General features: G+C 51.4%; 12 protein-coding genes. 3 read left to right on the top strand and 9 right to left on the bottom strand.

From position 1 onward, the window contains the following. Positions 1-47 precede the first annotated feature (47 nt). Both R2K28_RS02165 and nhaD read left to right on the top strand, forming a co-directional pair. Positions 48-2036: an SLC13 family permease gene (locus R2K28_RS02165; RefSeq protein WP_316367783.1), complete on the top strand. Its 1989-nt coding sequence runs from the start codon at positions 48-50 to the stop codon at positions 2034-2036. An 82-nt stretch (positions 2037-2118) separates the two neighbouring features. Beyond that, positions 2119-3489 carry a sodium:proton antiporter NhaD gene (nhaD, locus tag R2K28_RS02160; protein WP_316367782.1) on the top strand — a complete coding sequence of 457 codons (1371 nt, stop codon included), beginning with the start codon at positions 2119-2121 and terminating at the stop codon, positions 3487-3489. Here nhaD and R2K28_RS02155 read toward each other — a convergent pair whose 3' ends face one another. From R2K28_RS02155 to dctP, 6 genes are all read right to left on the bottom strand, one after another. Then, on the bottom strand, positions 3490-5952 hold the full coding sequence (locus tag R2K28_RS02155; RefSeq protein ID WP_316367781.1) for a PQQ-dependent sugar dehydrogenase: 2463 nt from the start codon (positions 5950-5952) through the stop codon (positions 3490-3492). Positions 5953-6186: 234 nt separating this feature from the next. After that, complete coding sequence (locus tag R2K28_RS02150; protein ID WP_316367780.1) at positions 6187-8787, bottom strand: EAL domain-containing protein; 2601 nt, start codon at positions 8785-8787, stop codon at positions 6187-6189. 331 nt (positions 8788-9118) lie between these two features. Continuing rightward, complete coding sequence (locus R2K28_RS02145) at positions 9119-9985, bottom strand: class I SAM-dependent methyltransferase (RefSeq protein WP_316367779.1); 867 nt, start codon at positions 9983-9985, stop codon at positions 9119-9121. Positions 9986-10123: 138 nt separating this feature from the next. Continuing rightward, entirely contained in the window at positions 10124-11488 is a 1365-nt protein-coding gene (locus R2K28_RS02140; protein ID WP_116447591.1) for a TRAP transporter large permease, read from the bottom strand. A 4-nt stretch (positions 11489-11492) separates the two neighbouring features. Further along, entirely contained in the window at positions 11493-12629 is a 1137-nt protein-coding gene (locus R2K28_RS02135) for a TRAP transporter small permease subunit (RefSeq protein ID WP_316367778.1), read from the bottom strand. A 110-nt stretch (positions 12630-12739) separates the two neighbouring features. Next, a complete protein-coding gene (gene dctP / locus R2K28_RS02130) occupies positions 12740-13888 on the bottom strand; it encodes a TRAP transporter substrate-binding protein DctP (protein WP_316367777.1) in 1149 nt (382 codons plus the stop codon). Between the two features lie 470 nt (positions 13889-14358). Between dctP and R2K28_RS02125 the strand changes: the two genes are divergently transcribed. Continuing rightward, positions 14359-15108, top strand: coding sequence for an SAM hydrolase/SAM-dependent halogenase family protein (locus R2K28_RS02125; protein WP_316367776.1), 750 nt, complete (start codon positions 14359-14361; stop codon positions 15106-15108). 34 nt (positions 15109-15142) lie between these two features. Here the strand turns inward: R2K28_RS02125 and R2K28_RS02120 are convergent, their stop codons facing one another. From R2K28_RS02120 to R2K28_RS02110, 3 genes are all read right to left on the bottom strand, one after another. Beyond that, a complete protein-coding gene (locus R2K28_RS02120; protein WP_316367775.1) occupies positions 15143-16150 on the bottom strand; it encodes a hypothetical protein in 1008 nt (335 codons plus the stop codon). Between the two features lie 548 nt (positions 16151-16698). Further along, positions 16699-17349, bottom strand: coding sequence for a hypothetical protein (locus tag R2K28_RS02115; protein WP_316367774.1), 651 nt, complete (start codon positions 17347-17349; stop codon positions 16699-16701). A 267-nt stretch (positions 17350-17616) separates the two neighbouring features. Continuing rightward, positions 17617-18036, bottom strand: a complete 420-nt coding sequence (locus R2K28_RS02110; RefSeq protein WP_316367773.1) for a hypothetical protein — start codon at positions 18034-18036, stop codon at positions 17617-17619. Positions 18037-18489 lie beyond the last annotated feature (453 nt).

Genomic DNA, 18489 nt, shown 5'->3' with positions numbered 1-18489 from the left:
CTACTTTCTTACCGAATACAGACCATGCAGCAAACACAGGGTCGACCATGAATAAACTCGCGGACGAAGAGATAACTATCACTAAACCGGGAATAATCTCTAGCAAGCAATTAATCGCAGCCATCCTTTTTGCCGCTTTGGCGGGATTTCTATCCACCGTGGTACCGACAGTTGAAATTGCCTGGGTCGGGGCCATCCTGGTCCTGACTATCTACCTGTTCGCTTTTGAAGTGGTCGGTGTGGATGTGGCTGCGGCGACCGTAATGGTGATGCTGGGATTAACATCCCTGCTGGCTCCAATGATGGGTATAGATCAGGGCCTGGTCGATAACAAACATCTGTTTGACGGCTTCTCATCCAACGCGGTGATCTCCATCATAGCGGTCATGATCATCGGCGCCGGACTCGATAAGACCGGAATCATGGGCAAGGTGGCAGCCTTTATTTTAAAGATCGGCGGCACCACCGAGTCACGCATCATTCCGATCATATCGGCCAGCGTGGGATTTATCTCCTCCTTTATGCAGAACGTGGGCGCGGCAGCACTTTTCCTGCCGGTGGTTTCCAGAATCTCCGCGCGCTCGGGTTTGCCCATGTCGCGCCTGCTTATGCCGATGGGTTTTACCGCCATCCTGGGCGGCACCATGACCATGGTGGGATCCAGTCCGCTGATTCTCCTGAACGATCTGATCCTCACTTCAAACAAGGCACTGCCAGCCGATCAGCAGATGAATACCTGGGAGCTTTTCTCGGTGACCCCGGTGGGGGTGGCATTGATTGCCACCGGCATAATCTATTTTGTTGTAGCCGGTCGCTATGTTTTACCCAAGACCAAGAGTGAAAGCAGCACTGTGGGAGCGGATCCGATGACCTACTTCAATAAGGTCTATGGTGTTGATTTTACCGTCAATGAAATCGTCGTAAAGGATGACAGCGACCTGGTCGGTCAGAACCTGGATGACGTGGAGACATCCTATAGGGTTCGGGTTATTGCGAGTAAGCAATCCGGTGAAGAGGCAAGGGTAGGCCCAGGCACCATTGCCCGTGATACAGAATTCCGCACCGGTATGGTTTTAGGTATTGTTGCCGATCCCTACGATCTCTCTCACTTCGTAGAAAAGTACAACCTCAAGAAACGCCGAGAATTGCGTACCTTCTCTGAATCGCTCTCACCCAACAAATCGGGCATTGGTGAAGTGGTCATTCCACCGGGTTCCAGCCTTATCGGCAAGAGTGCGCGGGATGTCTGGATGCGCAAAACCTACGGACTGGCGTTGATCGGTCTGCACCGGAATGGCGAAACCATGCGTGAAGGGGACGACATACGCAACATGCCGTTTCAAGCCGGCGACACACTTGTGGTGCACACCGCCTGGAATGTGCTGGAGCGAATCGAGAAGGATCGTGACTTCGTGGTTGTTACCACCGAGTACCCCCATGAGGAAGAGCTGCGACCCAACAAGATAGTGCCGGCGGGTATATTCTTCAGCATTGCTCTGTTCATGGTGCTGTTTACCGATATCCGACTCTCTGTCGCGCTGCTTACAGGGGCCATGGGCATGGTACTAAGCGGTGTGCTGAAGATCGAAGAGGCATACGCTGCCGTGAGTTGGAAAACGGTTTTTCTGCTGGCATCGCTGATCCCCCTGGGATTGGCGGTTGAAACATCCGGCACCGCAAAATGGATCGCGGAGCAGGTGCTTTTCGTCGTTGGTGACATGCCGATCTGGGTGATCCAGGCTGCAATCGCGCTGCTGGCCACTTTCTTTACCCTGGTAATGTCCAATGTAGGCGCAACCGTACTGCTGGTTCCGCTGGCAGTGAATATCGCTATTGGTGCAGGCGCGAATCCTGCAGTTTTTGCTTTGACGGTTGCAATCGCCACCTCCAACTCATTCCTCATTCCCACCCATCAAGTGAATGCCCTGATCATGGGGCCGGCCGGATATCGGGTCGCTGACTTCATGAAGGCTGGCGGTGTCATGACACTACTCTTCTTAGTGGTAATGATTGGTGTGATGAATTTGGTATTCTGAGGGTATTTGAGTAATGAGTGGTTCACCTTCGATATTAAAACTTATCCTTCTGTCTCTTTTTTCTCTCCTGCCGGCAGCAGCTATGGCGGTAGAAGCGGAAGCTCACCCATTGGACCTGACCGAAAGCTGGGTGGGCTTTCTCTCCATTGGCATATTTCTCCTCGCCTACCTGCTGGTAATGGCCGAGGAGTACACTCACCTGCGTAAATCCAAACCAGTCATTATCGGTGCAGGTCTGATCTGGGGATGCATCGCCTGGGTCTATGCAAGCCATGACATGCCCACTGCCGCTGGCGAAGCGGTACGCCACAATCTTTTGGAGTATGCGGAGTTGATGCTCTTCCTGTTAGTGGCGATGACCTATATCAACACCATGCAGGAACGGCGTATATTCGATGCCCTTCGCGCCTGGCTGGTACGTAGCGGTTTTGGCTTTCGCGCACTGTTCTGGATTACCGGAATCCTGGCTTTTTTCATCTCCCCGATCGCCGACAACCTCACAACCGCCCTGCTGATGTGTGCGGTGGTTATGTCAGTCGGTGGCGATAACCGGAAGTTCATCAACCTGGCCTGTATCAATATCGTGGTCGGTGCAAACGCAGGTGGGGCCTTTTCTCCCTTTGGCGATATAACCACGTTGATGGTCTGGCAAAAAGGCATTGTGGAATTCGGTACTTTTTTCAGCCTGTTCACTCCTGCGGTTGTAAATTTTCTGGTCCCCGCCGCCATCATGCATTTCGCCATACCCGACATCAAACCTGCCGCATCCGGTGAAAAGATAGTGATGCAGCGAGGTGCAAAGCGGATCGTCGCTCTGTTTATCGCCACCATTGCCACTGCAGTCTCATTCCACAATTTCCTTCATATGCCACCGGTCATCGGCATGCTGACCGGACTTGGATATTTACAACTGATGGGTTTTTACCTGAAGAAGACCGCAGGTAGGGACCATCACGGCAAACCCGACAATGTTGAACATGATGGCGAAATGGGTTCGCCTGTCGCATTCGATGTGTTCAATCCCGTTGCCCGGGCCGAGTGGGACACCCTGCTCTTCTTCTACGGGGTTGTGCTTTGTGTGGGTGGCCTGGGTTTTCTGGGCTATCTGAGCATGGCATCAGAGCTGATGTACACAGGATGGGGCGCCACCAGCGCCAATGTGGCTATCGGCGTTCTCTCCGCCATTGTCGATAACATCCCGGTTATGTTCGCGGTCCTCACCATGAATCCTGACATGTCTATGGGTCAATGGCTGCTTGTCACCCTGACCGCAGGTGTCGGCGGTTCATTGCTATCAATCGGCTCTGCCGCAGGTGTTGCCCTTATGGGACAGGCGCGAGGGAAGTATACCTTTTTCAGCCATTTGCGATGGACACCTGCGATTGCCCTGGGCTACATCGCCAGTATCTTTTCCCATATGGCAGTGAACAGCCACTATTTCACAGGCGCCTGATCAATAAGGACCATCGCAATCCTCAAGCCCTGCAATCCACTCCCGCACAACTGCCAGCGCCTGGGTATCGATCTCACTGCTACCCAGTGGCGGCATGCGCAGACTGTCCAGGCTCTGCATACGCAGCAGCAGGATCGAATTGTCCGGATCACCCGGCTTCAGCAGGACCGGGTTGATCAACCCAAGGTCGCCTGCCAGCGGCGCCTGGTTGCAGAGACCGGTAGCGGTCAGGTCAGCACCCATGCGCAGATCGAGGTTGCCACCACCCGTACCATTGGGCTGGTGGCACATGGCACAGTTGCTGTGGAGATAGCTGCGTGCGCGACGCTCCGCTGAGTAGACGGTGTCATCGATGGCGTAGAAGACGGTCGACTTCTGCAGATCATTGAGCGAATCGGCCAACAGATCGATCGCCTCGTAGGTTATCAACTGGTTTGCGTTTTGTGCGCTATAGGGAAAGTCGCGATTCAGCTGACCCAGTTCAGGCCCCAGTGCAACTCCGGCGATGCCAGTATGGCAAAGCATACACTCCGCGGGACTCGGGTAGTGCCAGGTCTGGTTGCCAATGGTCTTGTCCTTGGCAGCATCGAGCAGGACCGCATCGGTCAGGCTCTCGTTCCACTCATAGCTGTAGCCTCGCCAGCCGCTATTGGCGTGACGCATCAGCAGACGGGTCTCGATCAGCTCGCCATTGAGACGAAAATGTTTGCCTAGAACGCTTCCGGAAGGAAATACAAAGCGTCCTTCGGCATCGACGGAGATGGTGCTGCCATCGGGTATCGCCATGAAGCGCTCCTTGTCAGCGAAGTCTGTCCATAACAGCGCATTTATGTTGTAGGGGATGACGTTGTCGGAAAAGCTTTCAACATCACCGGATTGGAAACAGCCCCAGGAGGAAAGCATTGTGGGTACCGCTCCCCCGCCACCCGTCGTCTCAGCTGTCAGTTTGTGGATGCTGCCCCCCAGGTGGAGCACATACAGTTCCCCCGGCTGGTCCTCTGCAAAAGAGACGATATTGAGATCGGTATCCAGGAGTTCCTCGGCGCTATAGCCACCGGCGCCGTCATCCACCAATCCCCAGATCATTCCGGAGCCGTAATCGCTGTAGAGATAGCGCCCCACCAACTGAGACAACTCACTGCCTCGATAGACATGACCGCCGGTCACCGAAATACCCTGACTATGGTCATACTCCGCCACCGGCAGCGTGAGTCCTGTTGCATCGCAATTTGCACTAGCAGGATAGCAGTGGCTGGCCTCCATCAGGTTCCAGCCATAGTTACCGCCACGGCGGATTATATCCACCTCCTCGTAGGCGTTCTGACCCACATCCCCCAGCCAGAGATCCCCTGTCTGGCGATCGAAGCTCCAACGCCAGGGATTGCGCAAGCCATAGGCATAGACCTCTGCCGCGCCACCCCCTGAAACGAAGGGATTGTCGGAAGGGATGGCGTAACTACCCAGGCCATCACCAACATCGATACGCAGCATCGATCCCAGCAGGGTCGCCGTATTCTGACCATGCCCCAGGGGATCGCCACCCGAACCGCCATCACCCAGACCGATATACAGCATACCGTCCGGGCCAAAGCTGATCTGCCCGCCGTTGTGATTACTGTAGGGCTGGTCCACCACCAGGATGATCTGCTCTGTGGTGGGATCGAGGGTTTGGCTGGCACTATCCAGGGTGAAGCGTGAGATACGCGATTCCAGGTCACCTCCGGGGGAGGCCGTATAGGAGAGATAGACAAAACCGTTGCTGGTAAAGTCGGGATGGAAGGCCATGCCAAGCAGCCCCTTCTCACCCCCATAATCCACCCGATCGCTGATATCGATATAGCTCTCCACACTCTCAACAGCCGGGTCATTGGCGAAACGAACCACCTGACCGGTCTGTTGCAGCGCGTACCACATAGAATTGTCGCCAGCTATCTGGTACAGCCCCACAAGGGAACTCAAGTTGGGCAGCGATGGATAGGGTGTGGATAGCTGTATCGCGGTTGCGATACCGGCATCCGCAGGCGCGACGCACTGACTACTGTTGGCCGGTATTGCACTGAGTCCTGACGCCCCTGCGGCCATGGGATTCACGGTTACCCACAACCTATCCCTGCCAACCAGGTCCTGATCACTCACCTCAAGCAGGAGCTCATAACTACCGATGGCAGGGAAAGCGATCTCGGGTGATGCAATGGAGGAGTCTGTGATTGCCGCCGCATCCGGCCCGGCAACCTGTCGCCAGGCAAAGGAGACCTGATCCGAGGCTGGCGCCCCATCGATCAGCACGCTGGGATTGGGAATCAGTCTATCCGGCAGGGTAAGTGTTTGAGCCTCTCCCACATCCACTTCAAGCCGGGTGGATGAGTCTGTGTCATCACTGCCTCCACCGCCACCACAACCGCTTATCATTATCACGACGGGATATAACGCAACTGTCACGAACCATGCAAGATGGATCTGCATCACACACTCCTCCGTCCTTATGCCGCCCTTGATGGACACTCCGCATCGGATCGACGTTAGCCACAGGGTGTCATGATCTAGTGCGCCGGCATCAATGCTTCAGGATCATTAAGTCTGGTATTGATATCATTCAATGATAACGGTTCAGGCCAGGTGGGGGGATCGAAAAGCGTGACCTGGAGCATAAATCACTCGATTGCCTCTCTTTTGAGTGGCATGGCAATTAACAGCCATTCAGCGCTTTATTATCAGCTTTTTCTCGTTACTCAGACTTTTTTTTTGATTGCTTCCCTGGTCGATTTCGGCGACGTCCATGGGTTTTGAGAGGAAGTGTCCCTGTACATAGTCGACACCGGATTCAAATAAAAATCTCAGTATCGCAGCGTCCTCCACATATTCCGCAATGGTGTACTTGCCCAAGGAGTGGGCGATATCGTTGATGGAGTGGACGATAGCCCGATCGCTGGGGTCCATTGCAACACCCCTGACGAACAGACCATCGATCTTGATGAAGTCCACCGGTAGATTTTTCAAATGGGAAAACGACGAGAACCCGCTGCCGAAATCATCCAAAGCGAAGCGACAACCAAGGGCCTTCAAACGCGTGATCATTTCATTGGCGGAGACCAGATTGGATACCGCCGAGGTCTCAGTGATCTCGAAAATCACTTTGCTGGGGTCGATCTCAGACTTTACGACCAGTTCCTCAATATCGCTGATTAGTTGTTCGTTGGTGATTGTTTGACCAGATAGATTGATGGTAAACACACCCAAATAGCCGCTCTTCTGCAACAGCCCCAGCTTCTTCAATGCGGCGTTAACCACCCAGTAATCAATTTTATCCATCATGTTGAAGCGTTCCGCCGTAGGCAGGAACGCACCCGGAAAGACGACCCCCCACACCGGATCATCCAGGCGCAGCAACAGTTCATTGATCTGTTCTTCCTGGGGAATAAAGGGTAGCAGTCGATCGTAGATCGGTCCTTCGTTTTCCAACAACATCTCAGGGGGAATATGGGCTATGGGGACGATAGGTTGGTAGTGTAGAACCAAGTGATTCTCCACCAATGCATTATGCAGACGCGAGGACCAGCCCAGATCTAGATCCATCGCCTTTTTACTGTCGCTCTCGGAGATAAACAGATGAGTGCGGTTGCGACCTTCGCCTTTCGCGATATGGCAGGCGATATCAGCGTTGGCGAGTATTTCACTGGCTGATTCGGATTCCTTGTCGATCAGGGCAATCCCGATGGTCACATTTACTTTGTACTGCTTCCCATTGTAGATGAACATATAGTTATCGAGCATCTCTCGATATTCATCGGCCACCTTGCCAACACTATTCTTGCACGCATTGCACAGTATGATGGCGAATTCGTCTCCTCCCAAACGCGCGAGTAGATCGGTTTGTCGCAGACGCTGTTTCAGTTGTTGAGAGATCTCCACCAATAATCGATCACCCGCCGCATGACCAGCGGTGTCATTGATGTATTTAAAGCGATCTAGATCTATATACAGGAGCGCACTGATCTCATTGCTACGCTTCAGTCGCTCAACCTCATGGGTCAGCTGCTCCTCGAAGTAACGCCGATTGTAGAGCTTGGTCAGTGCATCGTGGCTTGCTTGCCAACGTAACTCTTCTTCCAGTAACTTCCGTTCAGAGATATCGCGGAATGCAACCACTGAACCCTCGCGCTTATCTTCTATCGTCAGCGGGTATACGGTGCACTCCACTGGTATCGAATTACCGGACTTATGCCAAAACAGGGTCTCCCGCGCTTTGACAGGCACCCCACCTGCATAGCTCTGTTGCAAAAAACAGCCCGTTGCATCGACGGGACAACCTTCTGCATCAGTGTGATGAAAAAGCTCCAGCGCCGATTCGCCAATCAAGCGTTCATCAGCCTCATACCCCAGGATACTTCTGCAGGCAGGATTGACGAACGATATGGCACCCTCGGAATTCACACCATACACCCCTTCACCAACAGACCTGAGGATACCACTGAGGCGTTCACGCTCTTTTTCGATCGATTTATGCGCGCGGATATGCCGGCTCATGGCGTCTATGCGAGTCAGAAACAGATCATCACTTTCATTCTTGAACATGCATTCGACAGCGCCGGCTTCAAGAGATTGTTGAATGGCTTTATCGAGATAGGTACCGGTTATGATGGCAGTGGTAATACCTGTCGTTGTCACATTATCACGTAAACGCTGACATAATACGTCACCTGTGGCATCCGGCATGAAGTAATCGATAATGGCAATATCGAACTGAGATTCAAGGGCCTTCTGGTAACCCTCTCCCACGGTACCGGCAGTCTCCGCTTCATAACCATTTGCCATCAAAAGTCGTTGATACTTCACCCGCACCGTGCGTGAGTCGTCGACAAAAAGTACCCGGATCGGCTGCACGATAGGTTTGATAACTGTTTGTTTACGTTTTCTCTCATTCGCATCGACAAGCAGTTTAGCGAGTAGGTCTGTACTGCTCCAATACTCCTCCCAGAGTAGAAACGACGAATTGGACCTGCTCTTCAAGCGGGCTGTGACAGCCGCATCCGCTTCATGGGCGAGGATAAGCACAGGCAGGGATTGATAGGTTTTACTCTCGAGTAATGTATAGAGCTCGTCCGCCCCCGGGATGGTTTGATCCGGCCAACCCAGGACGACCGCGTCAAAGGCACCCCCATCATCCGAACCCGGCTTGAAACGGTGCAGCGCAGAATTGAAATCGAAATCCGCCACCACCTCATAACCCGATTTGATTAGGAGATTTTTTTCAATGTGCCGAATCGTGGCAGATAGTTCGATCAGCAAAATTCGAGGCAAAACTGCTTTCCCCAGGATAAAATTGGGCTGTGGATTGGAAAAATCCCCCATTAATTATGATGTTAACGGATAGGGGAGCTAAAACTTTAGAGCAACCCCCACAATCACAGCCTCGGCTGCAGTAAAGTCATACGGCTCCGCTGATTATGCACATCTAGATCATAGAGATAGGCGCAGGAGTTGCAGCAGATGGGAACAGGAAGATTGTTCCCATCCGTTTGGCTCACATACGTTAGCTAGGATTATGTTTGATGGGACAGGAAGAGGCCGAACCACCCAGATACAGCAGTGATTAAACTGTCACTTGATACTCTGCGTTGCCACCCCAGGATCAAAGGGAGTTCCTGCATATCACTAGATCCTGATGATTCATTATGCCTTTTTTAACGATTTTGACTATTTCTAAATACCTTCCCCAAGTACTCCGAATATATTGTTCAGTGTGAAAACTGGTCTGATAAAAATCGGGCAAGCCATCTGTTCCACCGGCAACCGAATAGTAGAAACCATGCTCGTTTAGCCTTGGTTGAATCTCTTTTGGCGCAAGCTGCTCGCTATGGGTTGTAAGGAGCAGATAACCATTCCTCTTGGTTACTCGCCTTAACTCCTCCAGCCAAACGAGATGCATCTCCTCCGGGAGATGGGTAAACACCGAGATCGAGTAGATGAAATCAAAATAGTTACTATCGAACGGAAGTGGTGGAAAGCTATTGTTAGCAGTGAAATCACATATATCCGATAGCTTATCCCGGCACCATGCGATCGCCTCATGGTCAATATCGCTGGCGTAAAATTGATTTTGCGAGAACAGCTTGGAGAGATATCTGACAACTCGGCCACAACCGCAGCCAAAGTCAAATACGCGATTACCCCCGGCTTTCTCGGCATGTGAATAAAAAAATGAAAAAAGATCATAAGACAATAACTTACCTGCATTTTCAAAATCTTGCAGGCTCTCATCCCCATGCACCCTGGTGCGTAAATAGCTAGGTGGCGACATCGAATCATGAGGATGGCTTCGCATATGCTCGCGCATGGATCGCGGAAGCCCGGGACGATCCTCATATATCCCATAGATCAAACAATGCTCCAAGCCGGATGCGAATGATCGATTATCGACAGCCGCACTCACATCCGGATTGAGTTTCAGGTAGGTGGCTTCGTCATAGTCTTTTAGGATAAAGGTAGGGTCGATCATGGCACTCCCTGCTGAATATATTCCTTGAATTCGCATTACATTACAGTCTGCTTCAGCATCTGTCCATTGACGTACTTAGTAACTACCCAGCACTAACAAAGCACAGAAGCATAGCCTTCTTCACAGCTGGACAAAGCATCAACCATAAACCTGCCTCGGCAGCCATAGGACGACTTCCGGAAAAATAATACAGATCGCCAGGCCGACAGCCTGCAGAAAGAGGAAGGGTAGCGAGGATCGATAGATCTGCCCCATGGTCACCTCGGGGGGGGCGACGCTCTTCAGATAGAAGAGGGCATAGCCGAAGGGCGGACTGATAAATGACATCTGCATGTTGACCATATAGACCACACCGAACCATAGGGGTAACTCCTGCGGACTGACTCCCGGCAGACCGAAGACGCCATCGAAGCTCATGGTCTTCATCAGTGGAATGAATATCGGTACCGCCAGCAACAGGATGCCGACCCAGTCGAGAAACATGCCCAGGATGACCAGGATCACCATCATCAATATCAACACCCCATAGGGCCCCAGACCGGTACCGGCTATAGTTTCATTGACGAATTCCTGCCCGCCGTTGACCACGTAGAAGCCGACAAACAGGGTGGCACCGAAGATGATCCAGAGCACCATCCCGGTAACCCGCAGGGTGGTGATGGCAGCGGAACGGATGTTCTCGATGCTGAGACGTCGATGCATGGCGGCCACCACCAGGGCGCCGAAGGTACCAACCCCCGCAGCCTCCACCGGGGTTGCGATGCCGGCGAAGATGATGCCCAGCACCAAGGCCACCAATACCAGGGGGGCGAACATGTTACCCAGCAGGCGAATCTTTTCCCGGGTCGTCACCCGCTCCTCTTTCGGCAGCGGCGGCCCCCATGACGGTTTTATGGTAGTGGCGGTCGCCACATAGATGATATAGAGACTGGAAAGGATCAGGCCGGGAATAACCGCGCCGATGAAGAGTTCGCCCACCGACTGCTGCGCTATTACCGCAAACAGGATGGCCAGGATCGACGGGGGGATCAGAATCCCCAGGGTCCCGCCAGCCAGGATGGAGCCACAGGCGATGGTCGGATGGTAGTGGCGACGTATCATGGCCGGGAGGGCGATCATGCCCATGGTCACTTCGGTGGCGCCGATGACGCCGCACATCGCGGCCAGCAGGGTAGAGGCGATGATAGTGGATATGGCCAGCCCGCCGCGTAAGCCACCGAGGATCTTGTAGACCATATCGTAGAGCTCTTCGATGATCCCCGCCCGCTCCAACATCGAGGCCATGAAGATGAACAACGGGATCGCCGACAACTGGTAGTTGGTCATCAGGGGGAAGATGCGTGACGGCAAGATGTTCAGCATCGCGGCATCGCCGAACAGGAACAAGAAAACACAAGCCAGGCCGCCGGTGACAAAGGCCAGGGGTAATCCTGCCATCAGCAGCACCAACAAAGAACCGAACATAAGGACGGTCAACCATAAGATATCGATTTCCAGTCCCATGGCGCTACCCTTCCGGCCTCACTTCCGCATCCAAGCTCACTGTGTCTGGTTTGATCACAACCAATATGTCTTTGATCAACTGGGCGATGCCCTGAATCAAGAGCAGCAGCGCGCCAATTGAGAGCGCCAGTTTGATCGGCCAATATTGGATACCCCACTCGGAGATAGACACCTCATTCACCTCATAGGAGTCATAGAAAAAGGTCCAACCGGTCATCAACAGGGTGAGCATAAAGATAAAAAAGAAGATGGATGTTACGACATCCACCATTGCTTTGGCACGGTTGGAGAAGTGATTGTAGATCACATCCACCCGTACATGCGCCCCTTCACGCAAGACAAAACCACCGGCAATGAGATACTGCATGCCAAACATCAGAAACATGCTCTCGTGAGCCCAGTTGGTGGGTGAATTGAAGACATAGCGGACGATGACTTCGTAGTAGTAGACGAATACTGCAATCACCGACCAGTAAGCGACAAACTCACCAGCCACACCATTGATGTGGGATATTACCCGGTTAATCAGAAGGGGTTCGAACCGGTCTTCATGCTCCTCTTCTACAACAGGACAATGAAAGCCCTCATCCGGCTCTAACTTTTCAATCTGGTTGCGCTGTCGGATCAGTTTCGGCATCAACACCAGATCGATAAGCAGCAGAAGCAGCATACCACCACCCAGGATTTGGGCTATGCCACTCCAATTCTCACTCCCCTGTTGTGCCTCTTCCAGTGATAATCTGGCCCCGGTCAGCTTCTGCTTGGCATCACTGAGACGTTGTTCTGCGTTTCGGCGCCCCTTCTCGACCGCCTTTTGCCCACGCTGCACCCTGAATTCCGCCAGCTTGACCCCATTTTGTGCAGCGGAAAGATCATCACGCATACTCCGCACCTCCACATTCACCACCAACAGCGAGATGAAGAGGGAGATGAAGGCCAGCGCCCAAAAACTTTTCAGATAGAGCCTGTGCACGCCGAAAATTCCGCCAACGATGAGCAGAAAATAGCCGAGTGAGAGGGAAAGAGGTTTAGTCGATTGCTTGAGTGCTGCCTTGCGGAACAGCACCATGGCCAATAGAGGAAACAGGATCAGACCACTCCAGTAGAGCCAGTGTGGCAGTACAAAGCTGATCTCAGGCATGGGACCGGGTCTCCCGACTGCACCCACCCATGGCGCAGCAGTTATTCTTCGTAGGATAGTGGGTAGTGCGGGGCCTGCTCTTGGGCAGGCCCCGTCTGCTCATCACTGGATCAAGCTTTCAAAGACTGTCCTTTGATCATCTCCTTATCCACATAACCCAGGGAGCCCGACATCATATACTCCAACTGGATCTTGAAGGCCTTGGCCGCATAGGCATCTTTATTCGCCCATTTGTACCACAGGGGTACGGAGAGCAGCGTGAAGGCCTCTACGTCTTCCTCGGTAAGACGGGTGACTTCCGTACCGGCCTCCTCGAATTTCTTCCAAGCCTTCTGATCGGCCGCCTGAATCGCCGCATGATGCAGATCGGAGTAGGTGTGTACCTCCATCTCCACGAACTGCTTCATATTCGCAGACAGCTTATCCCAGGACTTTTGCGAAACGGTGAGATCCATCAGATCCACCGGCTGATAGAGGGACATGAATCCCGGCGGTCCCATGGAGATGTACTTGGTCACCTGATGGAAACCCAGGGCGTGGTTGATCGCCGGGCCCACGTAGTCCGCCACGTCGATGGTCCCCTTCTCCAAGGCCGGGAAGATCTCCGAGCCGGGCAGCAGGGTAGTCTTCGCACCGGCCGCCTGGAATACCTCCGCCACCATGCCGCCGGGCAGGCGCATCTTGCGTCCGCGAAAATCATCGATGGAGCGGATGGGCACCTTGGAGTGGATGATATTGGGGCCGTGATGAATAGGTCCGACAAAATAGAGCCCCATCTTACCAAAGGCTTCCCGCGCCAACTCCAGGCCACCGAGCCCATAATAGAAGGTATCCCACTCATGGGGATTGCGCAGCCCAAGAGGATAGGATGAAAGAAAAACCGCCAATGGCATGCGCCCGGCCCAGTAGAGGGTGAAGGGATTCATGGCATCGAGAACCCCGTTCTTCACCGCATCAAATAGTTGGAACTCCCCAACCACATCCTTAGCGCCGAAGGGTTTGAATGCCAGCTCACCTCCGGTTTTTTCAGCGATACCGTTACACCAGTCCTTGAACACCTCCAGGCCTATTCCACCGGGCCATGAGGTTTGAATCTTCCAGGTTGTGGTTTTGGCAGCTACCGCATTACCGATAAATGGTGCGCCGGTAATGGTCAGTGCACCGGCGGCTGCCGAGGTTTTGAGAAACTGGCGACGGCGCATGTCAGTAGTGTTGTCAGGCGCTGTTTCTTGATCCTGACTTTTTTGGTTTTGAGTCATGGAACCCTCCTCGTTAGTTATTACCCGCAATTATCGACTGGTTTTGGACCACTCGAATCCTATGCCTTGATTCATTACGCTTGAGGGACAAGTGGCGATCTTCGATCCATCCATGCCCTACTCTACAGTATCTGAAAGACCCGGTGAGCAGCCAGAGAGAGGTCTGTACCATTACTGCCGACACGTTCTAACACATCCTTGCGTGCTTATCCTCAACCTCAGACTAGCAGCAACAGCTGATATAGACTAGTTTCCAGCAATAACGTCGTGTGTATAATAAAATTATACTAGAGGCTAATTATGAGAATTTCCTTATGATCTATCGCTGCTAAGTCTCTTCTTTATTTACTGGTTGCACGCTGCAGAAATGAACGACAGATCGAATACACACCGTTCGAGGAGTAGTACGGCAGGTTACTCTGGTAGTCGTGTTCTGTCTGCTGAATGCTCATTGGGTGTATCCTAACTCAATGCATTTGAATAAGCATCGAATCCCTCTGATTGCCATGTATACCGACTTTGGCCCCAGCGGTCCTTACCAGGGCCAAATGGCAGCCGTGCTCGCAACCCAGGCTCCAGAGATACCCCATGTAACACTGATGGCGGATGCACCGATGTTCGATCCTCAATCTGCCGGACTGTTATTGTCCTGCCTATGCGACAAGCTGCCGTTGCATACTCTGGTCTTATCTGTAGTAGACCCAGGTGTAGGGGGAAACAGACGGCCCATCATGATCAAGAGTGAAAGGCAGCTGTTTGTCGGCCCTGACAATGGCCTGTTCATCCCTGTTCTACGCCGTCACGAAAGATGCGAAATCGAGACCATCGACTGGCGCCCCCACGAGCTCTCCGATACCTTTCACGGACGGGATCTATTTGCACCCGTAGCCGCCAAACTAGCGGCCGGCAAAGATGTTGAGGGAAGCCCCCTCAATTTAGATCAATTAGTTGGATATGATTTACCAGTCGATGATAGACGAATTATCTATATCGATAACTACGGCAATGCGATGACGGGTATCAGCGCAGAAGCTGTCAGGGATGACAAGTTATTTTTCATCAAGGGGACTAGATTAGGTTATGCACGGACATTCTCTGAGGTTCCTGCAGGTCAGGCGTTTTGGTACCGCAACTCCAATGGTTTGGTGGAATTCGCTATCAACCGCGGAAATATAGCAACTCTTCTTAACCTCGACTTAGGCATGACAGTCGAGGTTTAGGAACAATTCCATTGGCAGTTAATTAAATTCACAATTACTTTGCCCTCAAACAAAATGGGTGCAGCAGGTTTCTTGATAATTCACCATACTTGACACGTGCCCGAGTACACGCCTCCTTTTGATAGGGACAGGTAAAGTTTTGGTCAATATCATGAATTCGCTTAACCACCTTTTCCTCGATGACCGGATCGGCGTAGCTGTTGCAGTTATTCCCCTCATCCCAGCTTCCATCAATAAAATCCTCAATATCGAACTCGACGCTAAATTCCCAGGCCCTTACGATCTCACCGGCTTTAAATGAATCGATGATCTGGATATCGCAAGTGACATAGGGCCTTTCCAACAGATTGGCAATCACGCCTTTCAAGGGATCGTCGTGCTTAAGCAGCACCTTGTTCCAGAAACGCATACCATTGAAGTTGGCGACCAGGTCAGCATAGGAAAAAATACCGGTAGTGCTATAGCCAAACAGACCTGACTCCTTCTCTCTACCCCAGGCAAGCACATCTGACAGAGACCTGTTATCGTACTCCATCAACTCGAAATAACGCCATCCTTCAGCAAAAAAGTGGCCGAGCTTGTCGACACCGATGAGGTTGCCTTCAACATGCACCACATCACTTAGCTGCTTCAAATTCAGTGAGATGCCCTCGATATAGTCGATATCGCGATAGATCGAGTCATTCAGAGGCAGAGAGTAGCTGTTCCTGACAAGCAGGCTTCGCAACTGAATATCGAGATGGTAACCCTTAAGCCCCCATGTCACGGAGTTGGATTTAAAGATAGCCTTTCTGAGTTCCCTGTAGAGCACTTGCTCGTCGCAATACTCACCTTCCCGGTAGAGCTCAAGATCGCCCACTGCATGTATGCTTATGCGTTTCCGATTTGCTTCGTCAATACCCTCCTTGAGTCGTTGATTAAAGATTTGATTAATGGCTGTACGACTGTTTTCCAGCTCTACATTTCTTGTTGTAACGCTATCGATTTCCGCGGCAAAAGCCACAACGGATGCGCTCATCAATACCAAGACAGTGATCAGCAAATGACGCACTCTGGGCAAATTCACGACAAATAACATCTATTTTCCAAATAGCGATCAGTAAAAAAAGGAATTTCCAGTCTGTCAACACTCAATCATCACACGCCGAAGTTCAACTTGCATAGAAATCAAAACACCAACAAAACCGCTTATAGCGGGCAACGGTTATCCATCAGCCTCGAAGGCGCGCCACGCTATTGATAATTTTCCCCGCCGAGTATTCATGCCATATGGTTCAAAGCGGCAGGGTCCCTGAGGCTGCATTATCAGCCAGGTGACATAAGGGTCGCAGCGTGAAGATAGTACCTGGTACAAACTGTGTCCGTTCTCATCTTTAATTTTAGTCAATGAGAATAATTAAATTATTGCAGTACCACCTTGTTAGTGGTTGATTGATCCCAAAACTCCACCAGATTCCCGGCACCATCCAGCGCATACTCTAGTGTACCTCGGCCAGCGCGGTCAGGATGACTTCTGTCCGAAGCGATTCAGAATAGAACACAATGAACAACAGAAACCAGTTAATTGGGTGCCGCATGCATTGTTCAAAGTCATTTACTAAAAACAGCATCCTCAATAATTAACGGATAGAAGTAGCCATAGCCAAAATCTTTATTGACATATAAAACACCTTTCCCGACAACTTCGTCACCTACAGCCAATCCAACTTGAGTTGTACGAAAGATAATCTTATTGTTATTTTCCTGCTTTGCTCCTGTCCCATCTTCAATGTGGACCCAATCTCTACCCATGATTTGACTGGATAATTTTGATATCTTTCCCTTTACTTCAATTACCTTGCCGACCAGATCATCCTTCTTTTCAAAGATATCTTTGATAGTAAAACGTCCGACAGGGGCTGCTAATTCTTTTGGATTTTGTGCTTCAGCGTGTTGTTCAGGTGATTTTATATTTGGTGATGGTTTTGCTTTAGCCTTTGTAGGTAAATCTGTTCCTCTGTTAATTGCCTCGACAAAAAGAATTCTATCAAAGGTTCGATTGAGTGATTTACTAGTGAAGTTTTCCATTAGCATCTGTTCGTAAAAACTGACCTTTTCCCCAACACTAACCTGGGTTTCAGGCAATGCAATCCAGAATGTTTTACCTTTTTCCTCAACCCGAATATAAGTATAGCCGGCACTGGACATGGTTTCCATAACGGTAGCCGTGTGGGCGATAGCTCCCGGATTATTGTCAGACATGCTTGTTCCGTAAGACCAAACTTGCGTACCAGCAAGGGTGAACAGAACTAAGAAAGTCCATGAAATTTGCCTAAACGTGTACATGGTTGTCTTCTCTAAGTTGGAAATCCTGGGACCAAAATCATTGTAATCATAATGGCAATAGCCCGTAATACTATATTTTTTTAAATGAGATCTACTGCTATTGCTTGGTGTGCATGTCTATGCAGTGGTTTTAAGCCAATAGGCTACTTCTAACATACCGTAGATAGGGCGATTGTTACAGGATCACCACTTGGGACAACGGGTAAAGGTGAAGTTGTAGGTTTTGTCTTTCCAGGCTCCGCCCCAGATCCGGGTGAGATTCATCTCGTCCCCATCCAGGCGCAGGATTTCGCGTACCGGCGTCCCCCAACCACGAACAGTTTTGGCCTCACACTCGGTATAGGCATCATTGCACCTGAGATCCGCCTCGTGGGTCTGCCCGCTGCGACCACCGCGGATGAACAACTTGCCATCCATTACGGTGTACTGGGTGATCTTGCGCTTCTTCTCACGACACCACTCCCCCATGAGTCCAACAGGCTCTCCACCGGGCTCGGACACAGGCGGCTTTGCCGCTAAAGCAATGCTGTCAAGGAGCGCCGAAATGACAATCATGAGCCACATCCAGCGCCGTTGATCCAATGGCTTTTTAAACAATATCACGCCACGCCTCCTGATCAGGAAATTGGAGCCAGAAACACCCGTGGTGGGTGCTCTCGCAAGATGGGTAGGGATGATACCTTTTAAAGATATGCCATGCCTACAGTTTGCCTGAATGGCTGGAACGGACTGTTCACACGAACTGAAGCCAATTGAACGATTCGTTCAATACTTTCGATACCTGACTCGCTGCAGTGGATCGTTATCTTTCGAAGTAGAGCAAATAACATCCAGGCAGGCAGCTCCTGTAACGCGCTATGATCCCCGATTATTCGATAGTTGACACCACTTTGGAGCTCTCCCCCGGATGGCGTTTATCCTTCTCCATCTGCTTTGGATTGGCTCTGGTATAGTTCTTGCAAATTGAATTAGTCATCAAAGTCTATGTCCCTCTAAAAGAGGTTTGTAAATTGCCCGCGAGGGACCATCGTCTCTATCACTACAAGTTTCTGGTTT

The organism is Candidatus Thiodiazotropha sp. CDECU1, from assembly GCF_963455295.1.
Lineage (GTDB): Bacteria > Pseudomonadota > Gammaproteobacteria > Chromatiales > Chromatiaceae > Thiodiazotropha.
The sequence above is the reverse complement of the archived record's forward strand: the minus strand, read 5'-3'. Positions and strand labels throughout refer to the sequence as shown.

Coding starts and splice junctions, on each gene's coding strand:
- R2K28_RS02165 (WP_316367783.1), top strand. CDS start 48: ATGAATAAACTCGCGGACGAAGAGATAACTATCACTAAACCGGGAATA.
- nhaD (WP_316367782.1), top strand. CDS start 2,119: ATGGCGGTAGAAGCGGAAGCTCACCCATTGGACCTGACCGAAAGCTGG.
- R2K28_RS02155 (WP_316367781.1), bottom strand. CDS start 5,952: ATGCAGATCCATCTTGCATGGTTCGTGACAGTTGCGTTATATCCCGTC.
- R2K28_RS02145 (WP_316367779.1), bottom strand. CDS start 9,985: ATGATCGACCCTACCTTTATCCTAAAAGACTATGACGAAGCCACCTAC.
- R2K28_RS02140 (WP_116447591.1), bottom strand. CDS start 11,488: ATGGGACTGGAAATCGATATCTTATGGTTGACCGTCCTTATGTTCGGT.
- R2K28_RS02135 (WP_316367778.1), bottom strand. CDS start 12,629: ATGCCTGAGATCAGCTTTGTACTGCCACACTGGCTCTACTGGAGTGGT.
- dctP (WP_316367777.1), bottom strand. CDS start 13,888: ATGACTCAAAACCAAAAAAGTCAGGATCAAGAAACAGCGCCTGACAAC.
- R2K28_RS02125 (WP_316367776.1), top strand. CDS start 14,359: ATGCATTTGAATAAGCATCGAATCCCTCTGATTGCCATGTATACCGAC.
- R2K28_RS02115 (WP_316367774.1), bottom strand. CDS start 17,349: ATGTCTGACAATAATCCGGGAGCTATCGCCCACACGGCTACCGTTATG.